We start from the raw sequence: 11,640 nt of genomic DNA, 5'->3' as shown, positions 1-11,640 counted from the left end.
GCTTTCTTCAATATGATCAACCACCTCCATGAACAGGCATCCATCATTATCACAACCAATAAGTCTCCAAAACAGTGGGCAGAAACGCTTGAAGACGAAGTGCTGGCAACAGCATTATTGGATAGATTATTATATCGATGTGAGGTTGTTAAATTGAAAGGAACAAGTTATCGGATGGATAACCGACAGACGATCTTCACTGAAAAAAAACAAGAAAATACACCGGAAAAGTAAACGTATTTTTTTGAAGAAAAGTGGTGAAATACTTTTGCTAAAAATTGATGAAAGTAAATTTGCTATTTACACCGTCTTCTTTCTTGAAGTTTTTGATGGATTTACCATCGTATCTCCATATACCAGAGCCTACCGTCCCAAACCAGACACAACCTAAGCTATCCTCTCCAATCGAAAAAACTTTCTCAAGAGAATTACCTTTGGTATCCTTCTTTTTTAGTTTTTGTTCCTTGGTAAAATTAATCACTTTTTTACCGTCATATTTTAATACACCGATCCCATTATTGGCGATCCAGAGATTTCCTTTTCCATCTACCATAATACTACGGGCATGAAGATGTCCGGTCTGATCATTGAGACCCAAAGATTCATCGTTAAATATTTTGAAATCGGAGCCATTATAACCGATCACTGCACCATAGCTCCCAAACCAAAGTGTTCCATTTTTACTTTTGACAAATGCTGTACTAATGGAATAATGATTCTCATGTCGTGGTTTTGTTTTAATAGGAAATTTACGATATGAAAGTTTCTGTCCATCATACTGATACACCCCCGGATCTCCTTCAAGCTTGTTGTACGCCTCCATTTCATTTCCTTTAAAATAAAGGTCTTGATCTTTTATTTTCCACTCGCTTTTTGAGTTATAATCTTTTGCTCTATAAATGGTCATGTGCTGTCCATCGTATGTACTTAGACCTTTACCGCATTCAAACCACAGGATACCATTCGCGTCTTCATACATATTTCGGACCTGATTGTGGCTTAATCCATTTTCTGTTGTAAAATAATGAAGTCTTCCATCCCGAAGCATGCCAACCCCTTCACTGTGACTGCCAAACCAAATATTTCCTTTGCTATCTTCTAAGATTGAACGAATACCACTACTGTATTTCAATCGTGTGGAGTCGACTTCATTTTCAATGGGTTGCGTATTATCTTTAGTCTGAATTGTTTGACTTTGATGATGACAAGAAACTATTCCGACTAGAAACAGGTAGCAAAGGACAAATACATATTGTCTATCTAATTTAACTTTCATCTTAACCTTAATTTTCCATGAATCTAATTATCCTTTTTCATTGACCACCATAACCTCATTATTAAGTACTACACATTCCACGACAGACCTACAGAAAATGCTAAGCTATGTACTAATACGAATATATGGCTTATCGACCCTACTAATAATAGTTAAACATCTATAGTTTTGTTTTATCTAATAGTTGCAATAATGAAATAAGTGAACCCTCCGATTCTAAAGGTTTAAGATCTTTATCTAACAAATACAGTTTTGGAATGCTTTTTATTTTAAAATAATTTAATAACGGGCTATTAAAACCTTTAAAATTATTGATATGGATGCCCGGATACTTGCTTCGATTGATTGTATTTAACCAATAAAACCGATCATTGTCTAATGATATTGAAACAAAATTAACATTGTATTTTTTGATCAATGCTTCAAGTTCAGGGATTTCAGCTAAACATGGTCCACAGTAGCTAGCCCAAAAAGAAATAACGGTATATTTATCTTTTAACTTGTTCCAATTGAACGGCTCATTTTCAGTTGTAAGAAAACCATCTTTCGGTATATCCTTATTCCAATTATTGAATGGTACCTGATCTATCGTATTCATCATTGTTTGATACAGTTCCGTCTCTTGAACTTTAGGGTTTAATTGTTTCATCAAACTCAAATTTACATCTGTGGGATATATTCTACTAATATAATTCATGGCAAATAATGCCGAAGTACTCGAATTATATTTCTGAATATGATTAGCGATCATTGTTATCGCATTTGAGTCGACAGGATTTTTGGATTCTAACTTACTTAAAACCTGAACTAACTTCGTATAATCTTCATATTCCTGATCTCCTTTGATCGAAGCCTGATAGATGGTTGCTGTATCACCTTGAACAGTATAATGCGTATTTGGTATTCCTAGAAAGGTTATCCATTTTTCACTTCCTTCTTTTTCTAAAGAAATCATAAGACATTCCTTCAAAGGAACTTTCATTTCAAACTGATCATTTTTAGCAATAATAGAATCCAAGTAAGGATAGATTTGCCCTGGAAGTGTTATACTATTCTTATTCCGCACATAGATTTTTTCATTTCCTAAGTCAGCTATTTTACCTGATATGGTAATATAGCCATCTTTTTGTTGCCCAAATAAATGAGAACACAGTAGAATAAGAACTATAGTCTGAAGGCACTTCATAATAAAATATAATTTTAACAACTTACTTTTAAAATTGATTTAATGTTTTCCTTTTCTATTAATTTTACATGATCATTGCCTATATATTTTTGTTCCATTCTTCTTGAAGAATACTGTAAACGTAAGTTCCTTTACTTTCACCATAAGACTGAATATTGTAATTTCTTAAAAGCCCTTCTTTAACCGCACCGATCTTTTCTATTGCTCTTTGTGATTTGAGATTGTTGATATCTATTTTAAATTCTACTCGACGTAGATCTAAAATGTCAAAGGAATAGTCAAGGAGAAGTCTTTTACAAATTGCATTTATACCTGTTCCTTGATATTTTTCGCCAATCCATGTCCATCCGATTTCTAATCTTTTATGCTGAAAACTGATATTTCCAAACATCGTTAATCCGATTGGATCACCGTCTTCCTTCCTGATAATGATGAGTGGGTATAATTCCTTTTCCTGTTTTGCATGAAGACAGAAATTAAAATAATCTGTTAGATCATTTCTGTTTTTTACTCTTGCTCCAAATTCGCCTAGTGCTGTACTATAGCTTATAGATTCTATTGTATCAATATCATGAATGGTCAAAGGGCGCATAAAAATTGACTCGTTTTCAAGAATCAATTCAGATGAGAAAAATGTTTCTATATTCATTTTGTGTTTGTGGCTTATAGTTGCTTATACTAGCTCAATATACATAAGTTCCGCAATACTATTATAAAAGTAACTGGATATTTCACAGTCTTATTGATGAAGACCATTGAGGAACTTATTCGCCATAAATAATTTTGCAAATATCAGGTACAGGAATAACTGTACTTTCTAAACTATTATTTTGCAATATTATAATAGTTTTATCGCGGTCGATATGTCTTTCAATATATGTGATATAACCTGCCCAATCGCCAGAATGAGAAACTACTTTGCCGTATTTTTCTGAATTTTCTATGAACCATCCATACCCATATGCTGTAGCTTGCCCTGTGGAAGTGTCATGGGAAGAAAATACCAACTTCTTATCATTATCGTCAATCAACTGATCGGTATATAATGCCCTATCCCATTTCAAAAGATCTTCAGTTGTTGAATTTACCATTCCATCTCCAACGACTCCATCGAGAAAAACTTCATAATTTCCGTTTCCTAATTCATCTGGAAGTATTTTTCTTTTCAAACTGTCGGAATAAATATATCCCTCGGCGTAATTCTTAATTTGCATTGGTTCGTATCTTCGCTGATATATAAACGTCCTATTCATACCGAGTGGCATGAAAATATTTTGTTTTAAAAAATCATTAAAAGAAGATTTACTGACACGTTCAATAACTGTAGCTAATACTAAATATCCGGTATCACTGTACTCCCATTTTTCATTTGGCTGAAATTCTCTTTCAGGCTTAACCTGTTCAAATAATTTAAGAATACTGGCATTGGTTGCGATATCATTCTTGTTCCAATATTTTACAGCTAGCGCCATATAATCAGGGAGGCCACTGGTATGAACTAATAAATGATGTAAGGTAATTCCTTTATATGCGGCAAGTTCTGGAACATACTTAGAAACCTCGTCCGAATAGGATAACTTTCCTTGCTTCTGAAGTAGTATAATCGCCATTGCTGTAAATTGTTTAGAAACCGATGCGAGTTCAAAAGCAGTATCATGATCAATTTTTCTTTTTGATTTTTCGTCGGCCAGACCGAAACTTTCCTGATAAATAACCTTACCTTTTTCAGCGACAAGGACATTACCATTGAAGGCATTGCTACGATGTAAACTGTCTAGTAAATGGTGAAGCTGTATATGTCGAGTATCTTCTTGTGCAAGGCAGAGCTGCGAAAATAAAGTGAATATAATTACACCCATAAGTTTAACTTGGTTATTCATAAAATGATTTAAAATTATTACAATCAAAAATACTATTTTTAAATAAAGTAAAATAATTTTCCCAATTAAATATTTTCATTGCTAAAAAAACCGTTTGAAGACACATCAGACTCCAAACGGCTTAAAAGATATTCGATTGATAACTTTTGATTATGAACGCAGACGCCCCTGGCAACTCTTCGAGATCAGCACAAAAAAAAATCGCATTCTCAAATTATGTTTTTCGTTCTTTTCTCTTCTTTGGAATGTAATTACAAGCGCTATGCTCGACATATTCAATTTTATGTTCGAATAAAAGTTGAACAGTAATCATTAATTATCCTCCAAAATCGCCACAATCATGTTCTTTAAAAAGTGGTAAAGCTTCTTTAACTGTAAAAAACTTTGATATTCTTTTGTTTTTTAGTTCCAGTTTCTTCCCTTCTAATACCAGCTCATAAACAGGTGCAGGATCTATTTTTGTTAAAATATACGTGCGTTCTGATGTTTTTAAAGTTGTTTTATTTCCTTCGATAGAAGCAACGAAATCATCAATTTCAAAAGTGTCTTTTTCATCACAGACATTGGTCCATATCATTTTATTCTTTGTAATGGATAAACTAGCTAAATCGCATGAATAACAGTTCCCGGAGAATTCTATACCGTATTTCACATACACATTTGTACTTGTGCTATCCAATACATCAATAGGGATTAAGGTTGAAAGATCAGTCGGAAGATCCACTTTAGTTACCGTATTTTTTCGAAGAACAGGCGCAGCGGCTGTATCTACTTTTGGAACTATATCAGTAGATTTATCCCCTTTCTTTTCGGCAACTGGTGAGCAAGAAGCGAGTAGAGCCATCGCAAAAGAGAAGTTAATGATTACATTTTTCATGTGTATTGAATAATTTTAAAGTCTTTCATTTATCTTTTTTAAAATTGTCTAAAATATGCCCTTCAATAAATCCCTGCTTTCGGCCATATTAAGCCAATTTGAATAGTAATATCTTTGCTAAAAGACACAAAAAATGAAAACATTATATCCATTCGTCATATCCACCCTAGTTGTTACTTTTGTGGGATGTAATCCGTCTCCTAAAGCAACAGAAACTAATAAAGAGACCAATGAAGTTACGAAGAAAATCATTACACTAACCGATTTCAAAAAGATAAAAGGTGTAGATAATATACAGGATGTACCCTTTCAATTATTTACTAAACTAGATTCTGTTCATTTTTTTATGGCTCCAAGCAAAGATGCTGATCACCTAAAAGTAGCTAAAAATAAACTCGATAATTACTACGGATTTGAGGAGTTTGATGATTTTTACGCGATCCATTTTAGCATTGATAATAACATTTCGAATAGCATTGAAGCTTTTGTTCTGAAGTCAGAATTCACAGCCTCATTTGATTTGACCTTAGAAGGTAAAGATCTTTATGAGATCAGAAGCAGCTTATTGAAGAAAACTCAAGATTTTAAAAATAAATCATTCCGTAAATTCGGTACGATAGCAGAGGTTTCAGCACAAGAATTTAAAACAGCTTCTAAAAATCGAATCGATGAAGTCTTAGTGAAAAATCCGAAAGTAAAACTGAAAGATGGCAACTGGGTGTATACGGAAAATGGAAAAGAAACCACGATTGTGCAGCATGAGAATGTCCATACAGAAGACGGCATGTTATCCAATGAATATATCGGGCAGTCTCCTACACTAAATTTAGAGATCTTCAAAGAAGAATCGCCTGAAGTATACGATATGTACTACTCGTTTTATACGATAAAACCTGAAGTTAATTTTAGAACGTTTACCGGTGGTTATCCACAAATTATTCCAGGTAAAAATTGGATTTCTTATGTCAATTCAAACAATGACGTAGGAAGTGATTTTACCATTAACAAATACGCGGAGCAAGTTTCTGATCAGGAAAACCTGCTGTATATTAATTTTACGAACTTCAAAATTGCAGATCATAAAAAAGCTTTTTGGGCGGATAACGACACTTTTTATACTGAAGTATTCCCGACAAATTCAGCGCCCGCGAAGGGTAAAAACCAAAAGACAGCTTACATAAAAATTCAGTTGAAGCCGAATCTATTTTAGTTAAGAATATATAACTGCTATTTTCTGATCAGCTGCAGTTGATCACCTTTTTTCACCATATTAAAGGACATGACTTTTGATATGGTGAAAACCTGGGTTGGGGCTTCACATGTTCCAGATCGGGCAATGCTATCAACCTGCATTTCAATTTGATCTGCTTTGGTGAAATAATATCTTCCAAATATTTGTGTGAAACAATCATTGCCACATTCCCAACTATCATAACTTGTAAATCTTTCTTGATCGAGAAAGTCTATTGCGTAAAAATTGAAAATAAATGCCGTATCTATTCTTTTTGATAAGCGATAGGTTGTATCACCATCTATCGTGACAAGCCCTCCTTCCTGAATGATCCATTTGCTATTTTTTAGATCGTTAGGGAAATTGTTTTTCTTTCTTTCAGCATCTGCACAACTTAGAATCGTTATTGTCAGCAAGAGGCTAAAAAAAGTAAAGGAAGCAGTTTTTTTCATTGTCGCTTTATTTTGTTAATATGCAAGCCTTTTCAAGTACAATCATTTCTAAAATTTGTTTGACCATTTTATGATCTTTAAAACAAATCCAGGTATTCTTTCTTTAATGATCTCTTTTGGATCGCTTCAATGAAAGCACTAAAACTGTCCGACACAAGTTCTGTTTCTTCAAACTCAGGTTCTTGACCATAATAGATTTTTCCAAAATTTTCTTCTGAAACATGAAGAGCAAAATAGGCATAACCTTTTTTAACAGATAGAATAATAGGTACATGTTGATTCCAAAAATTCTTTACCACTTGTTGATTTTCAACATCTCCATCAAAAGCGTCTAAGGACAGAATTTCAAATTCATTCCATTTGAAATCATTTTCATCATTTGTCTCATTAAAATCTGCAATGCTGTTAAACCATGTTGTATCGGAGTGGTTCGTGAGCAAGGAGTATGTTTTTAAAAAAGCAAGATAATCATCCGGCAGGTTCGAATATCGTGTCTGAAATCTTTTATTTAAAGTTTCATGATCAGAGTCCTTCGTAATAAAATGTAGGTATTCACTTAATAGGTTCATCGTTTCGTTTTCAGATGTCTAGATTTTTGCAAAGAAATTAAAGGTCTGCTCAGCTATAAGTTTTGGATTGGTAGCTGCTATACCATCGATCCGGTCTTCATACAATTGGATATTTATTAATTTAACATCATTAGGTATTTTATAAATTTCATCTTTGGTATAATTATATCCCTTTACATCAGCGCTTTCCTTGCCTGGATATTTTTTAATCTCTACGTAATACCGCAATGTGATGGTATTCCCCTTTTGTTCTCCTCTTTCAAAACGAATTTTTCTAAGCTGATGAACAGCATGGCCACTGGAACTGATGTTGCCCTGCATCCGAAATTTAAGAGTTTCAGCATTTTTATAGAGCATGTAAATACGAGGAACTAGGCGTTCTGTAACTTCCTTACGGCTCACATAAGTTTGTATTGCACCAGTTTCTGGAATTTCTTTTAATACCCGCTTTGGTTCGGTGTAAATAGTAGAAATCTGCAATTTCTGAACATTTGTTTTACAACCAAATAACGCTAAAAATGAAGTTAAAACTGCCAAATATCTCACTTTCTTATTCCTACTAAATCTTTGAATTAAAGATAACAAATGATACCGTTTGAAAATATCCCCGATACTGGTAGTTTTTAGAGTTTTAACTTTTTTTCCAACAACCTATTTATACATTCACTTTAATGATCACAGTATAACGATTGCTACCTGAGCACCTAAATTCTCTAATTCTTTAACGCTGCTGTGTATCCATTTTTTAGGACCTTTGTGATACAATATAAGAGCTTCCTTACTCATTTGCAGCGCTTCAGCACCCGACAATCGATACTTCGCTTTTAATAAGGAGACTATTTTCATTTTATTCGGACCGATATCTGTGATATACACCTCAGCCTCCTGCCAATCCGAATCGTTGATCATTTCATTTTGCTCCTCTTCTGCCATCTCTGGCATCTCCAGCACATTTTGATAAACTTCATCCCAAAATTCATTGCCTGAAATACTAAATTCCGTTAATAATGAAAGTAGGCCATTTTTATCATACCGTAGCTCGAAAATGGTTCGTAAAACATTTTGAAAAGTATCAATGTTATCCGCCACTTTAATAGGTTTCCATTTTCCTGCGCCATGGAAGGCAAAATAAACGGGAAAATTTTCTTCTGAATCGTTAAAATCGATAAAAAAAGGGTCTGCAAAATAATTACTGGCAATGACTAGCCAACTTTCCTTGAAATCTCCTTCCTTTTCGCCAATCAAGCTTTTTGATGCAACCGTATTAAAAGCGTATCCATCTTGGAATGCCAGCAGTTGATCTACTACTGGAAAGTTTTCCGGGAGACAGAGATTTTCAATCGAATACGTTTGATTCCAAAAATTTAATAAGGAAGGAAACTGACCAACTTGCTCTATGAGGCGCTTATTTTCACTTTCAAAAGATGCCTGCTGTTCCGCTGTTAATTCGTTTTCCTGTTTATCTTCGTGATCAAAAGGAAATTTTCGTTGCATCCAATGCAGTAAATCTCGATCTAATATTTTAAAATATTTTTCTTCCAAGGTGCCATAAGAAGTAAGATATACCTTTGTGTCCTCCTCATTTCTAGAAATTACGGCCACTTGTCCTCCAGAATCATCGGCCACAGGAATATAATAAGGCAAATACATCTCAAACTGATGGGTTGTAAAGCGTTCTTTAATAGCTTCCTCATCTTGAAAAACACGTATGCTATCAGACACGATTTCAGAATTAAATTTCTTCTGAAATATTTTAATAAAGTTCTGCCAGTGATTGGGTAATTTCATAGGTATGTTAATTCAGTTGACTTTTCGCATCGTGCAGTATTTTTTCAGCGTTCCGTCTTATCTCTCTGGGTAATAACTTAAAATTTGCATCTCTTTCTTCTCGATACTGATCTTCTTCCTGAAAAGGAATCCAACCGGTAATCTTTGATTTTAAGAATGTTTTTCCGCCCCCATTTGTGTAAACGATAACTTTCAGCGGTTTAGCATCTAAACCATCTGATTCTTGAAAATAAGTAAGGTAAAACTCAGGAAAACCATCCTTATCTGCATCTCCAACTTCACAGTAATTAATGAGATAGATCGGTTGTGCCAATCCTACAGCAAAATCTTTAAAGGTAATTTTTGAAATTAATCCGCCATGATCTTCCAGAAAAATTCCTGCGTGCAGATCCTTGGGGTTATCGTTAAGATAAGCGGCCTGTGCAGCTTTGCTTTCGTTTAAAAACCAAACATAACTTCCGCGGTTGGGAACAAATGATTGAACAACCATTACCGGATTTCCGGGCAATGGATTTCCAAGATCTTCAATTATTTCATTGAATTTTTGATCAGAAGGAAAATATACTCCTGTACGTATCTGCGCAAAAGAGGATAAACTTAAAACACAAGCAACAAGTGCTAACAGCATTCTGAAAATCATAAATATCGTATTTGGAGTTTATTATTAATTTTCTTTGTATTCTTTTCCAGAACAAATGTCAATATAGTAATAAATAGTTTGCTCTGCATTCAATTTAACCGTGACTAGTCCATCCGAATTAATGGATTGATAGGCTTTTGATCCAATATTTTGTTTATTTTTATTATCGTAAAGTGCATACAATCCATCCTGTTCTTTTTGAAGCGCATAGATCTGATTTTCAATATCCAAAACCGATATTTCATGATATTCGGGCTTTATCTCCCATACATGTTGGCGTCGATTCCACAAACCTTTAGTGCGAAATTGTTTTTCGTCTTCAATCGGAATAATATATAAATCACCCATGCCTTCGTATGAATTTATTTTGCCAAATTTCCAATTTTTATCCATGTATCTATTTGGTAAAATCATTTTTCTATCGGGCCAGACCAAATTTCCTACTTGATCCATGACCTTAAAATTATACGTATCAATGGTATCAACAACAGTTCCTTTGGTATCAATATATAGCCAATCGAACGCCCAAATAGCATGATCATAATTAAAAACACCCAATAGAAAATAAGGTGAATTAGTTATTGAATACACTAAGGTAGTTTTACTTATGAAATCGATCTGTTTAGCTGTTGCCTTTGTGATTTCCTTTGGAAATACCTTTTCATATTGTGGAAATGGATAAACAGCATTAGTTTCGCTATCTAATAGTAGTTTAGGAACTTCAGGTGTATAACGTTCTTTATTAATTTCATTGAGCACGATTGTTTCTTTCTCAAATTGCACTGAAAGTGTGTCGACACCTTTCAATCCGTTGTGAATTGGTTTTTTATGGTTCAGTTCATAAATGGAAAAACCTGCATTAGAAGCTTTAATAAAGCGTTTATTTTCAAGCAATTCAGTAATATTATGTTCAATTTTATTCAAGCGATTTTTTTTGATTTCATAAAGGGTACCATTCCAAAAGATGTGGTTTTTATCTACTGGAATAAAATTTAAATAGTAACTGTCATCCAAATATGGAATATCCTTGTGAAGTAAAATTTGCTTAGTTTCTACTACTCCTATTTCAATGTTGTGGTAGTTTTTTTCTTTTTGGATTCCTCCTCCCAAAATATTCCAATCCCACTTCCAGATGGGCATCTTCTTGGTATATTCCAGGTCTCTTTTGTAAAAAGTTAAACCATTTATAACATTTAAATTGATTTCGCTGGCTGAAAAATCCAAAACTATTTTTCCATTTTCGTCTATGGCCGCATATTCATTTTTGTCATTTTCAACAATTGCAAAACCTGTCGGTGTCAATAGGGAGGCCGTACGGAATTTTTGATTTGTGACAGCTTTCAAACTTGTTTTATCTACATAGATAAAATCATTTTGCTTCGTTAAAAAAGGAACACTATTTATGGTCTTCTTTTTTAAAAGAACATCAGGAGAATTGTCCTTTTTTTCTTGTGTACAAGCTATGATTGAAATCAACATAAATAGGATACTAAAAGCTATAGTTTTCATGCTTAATAATTTTATTCATCTTATCCATCAATATTAAAGAGAATATAAGATGAATACTATCCCCGTTATCAGCTATATTTTAGCATATTATATGATTTCCAATTGGATTTTAAAAAGACAAAGAACTTAGGCACTCTGCTATTTCTTGAAGTTGATCTTTAGAAATTCATCTAAAATATAAATGCCGTTATTTTAAAATAACGGCATTTCGGTTTGATGTAAATCAGTTTTG

The 11,640-nt window shown here is 33.6% G+C and carries 13 protein-coding genes; 2 read left to right on the top strand and 11 right to left on the bottom strand.

All coding sequences use genetic code 11. The features are described from left to right. On the top strand, window positions 1–234 hold a 234-nt coding region (locus EDF66_RS24050), incomplete at its 5' end, for an ATP-binding protein (RefSeq protein ID WP_165902513.1). Between the two features lie 37 nt (window positions 235–271). On the opposite strand, the gene EDF66_RS24045 is transcribed toward EDF66_RS24050, so the two are convergent. From EDF66_RS24045 to EDF66_RS24025, 5 genes are all read right to left on the bottom strand, one after another. After that, the gene (locus tag EDF66_RS24045) at window positions 272–1,276 is read right to left on the bottom strand and encodes a two-component regulator propeller domain-containing protein (RefSeq protein ID WP_132845638.1); all 1,005 of its coding nucleotides are present in this window, start codon (window positions 1,274–1,276) and stop codon (window positions 272–274) included. A gap of 160 nt (window positions 1,277–1,436) precedes the next feature. Next, window positions 1,437–2,462 (bottom strand): TlpA disulfide reductase family protein, encoded by a 1,026-nt coding sequence (locus EDF66_RS24040; protein WP_132845637.1) that lies wholly within the window; start codon window positions 2,460–2,462, stop codon window positions 1,437–1,439. A gap of 79 nt (window positions 2,463–2,541) precedes the next feature. Beyond that, entirely contained in the window at window positions 2,542–3,111 is a 570-nt protein-coding gene (locus tag EDF66_RS24035) for a GNAT family N-acetyltransferase (RefSeq protein ID WP_132845635.1), read from the bottom strand. A 115-nt stretch (window positions 3,112–3,226) separates the two neighbouring features. Then, window positions 3,227–4,342, bottom strand: a complete 1,116-nt coding sequence (locus EDF66_RS24030; protein WP_132845633.1) for a serine hydrolase domain-containing protein — start codon at window positions 4,340–4,342, stop codon at window positions 3,227–3,229. A 316-nt stretch (window positions 4,343–4,658) separates the two neighbouring features. Next, window positions 4,659–5,219 carry a hypothetical protein gene (locus tag EDF66_RS24025; protein ID WP_132845631.1) on the bottom strand — a complete coding sequence of 187 codons (561 nt, stop codon included), beginning with the start codon at window positions 5,217–5,219 and terminating at the stop codon, window positions 4,659–4,661. A gap of 133 nt (window positions 5,220–5,352) precedes the next feature. On the opposite strand from EDF66_RS24025, the gene EDF66_RS24020 reads away from it, so the two are divergent. Beyond that, entirely contained in the window at window positions 5,353–6,429 is a 1,077-nt protein-coding gene (locus tag EDF66_RS24020) for a resolvase (protein ID WP_132845629.1), read from the top strand. Between the two features lie 17 nt (window positions 6,430–6,446). On the opposite strand, the gene EDF66_RS24015 is transcribed toward EDF66_RS24020, so the two are convergent. The 6 genes from EDF66_RS24015 to EDF66_RS23990 all read right to left on the bottom strand — a co-directional run bounded on the left by EDF66_RS24015 (window position 6,447) and on the right by EDF66_RS23990 (window position 11,408). Next, window positions 6,447–6,902, bottom strand: a complete 456-nt coding sequence (locus tag EDF66_RS24015; RefSeq protein WP_132845627.1) for a hypothetical protein — start codon at window positions 6,900–6,902, stop codon at window positions 6,447–6,449. Window positions 6,903–6,979: 77 nt separating this feature from the next. Further along, entirely contained in the window at window positions 6,980–7,471 is a 492-nt protein-coding gene (locus tag EDF66_RS24010; RefSeq protein WP_132845625.1) for an SMI1/KNR4 family protein, read from the bottom strand. A gap of 18 nt (window positions 7,472–7,489) precedes the next feature. Next, window positions 7,490–8,008, bottom strand: a complete 519-nt coding sequence (locus EDF66_RS24005; protein ID WP_409049547.1) for a hypothetical protein — start codon at window positions 8,006–8,008, stop codon at window positions 7,490–7,492. Between the two features lie 138 nt (window positions 8,009–8,146). After that, window positions 8,147–9,259: an SMI1/KNR4 family protein gene (locus EDF66_RS24000; protein WP_132845621.1), complete on the bottom strand. Its 1,113-nt coding sequence runs from the start codon at window positions 9,257–9,259 to the stop codon at window positions 8,147–8,149. Window positions 9,260–9,266: 7 nt separating this feature from the next. Continuing rightward, on the bottom strand, window positions 9,267–9,899 hold the full coding sequence (locus EDF66_RS23995; protein WP_132845620.1) for a hypothetical protein: 633 nt from the start codon (window positions 9,897–9,899) through the stop codon (window positions 9,267–9,269). Window positions 9,900–9,923: 24 nt separating this feature from the next. After that, a complete protein-coding gene (locus EDF66_RS23990; RefSeq protein WP_132845618.1) occupies window positions 9,924–11,408 on the bottom strand; it encodes a hypothetical protein in 1,485 nt (494 codons plus the stop codon). Window positions 11,409–11,640 lie beyond the last annotated feature (232 nt).

This window comes from Sphingobacterium sp. JUb20 (genome assembly GCF_004342035.1).
Classification (GTDB): domain Bacteria; phylum Bacteroidota; class Bacteroidia; order Sphingobacteriales; family Sphingobacteriaceae; genus Sphingobacterium; species Sphingobacterium anhuiense.
This window is presented reverse-complemented; position numbering and strand designations above follow the sequence as displayed.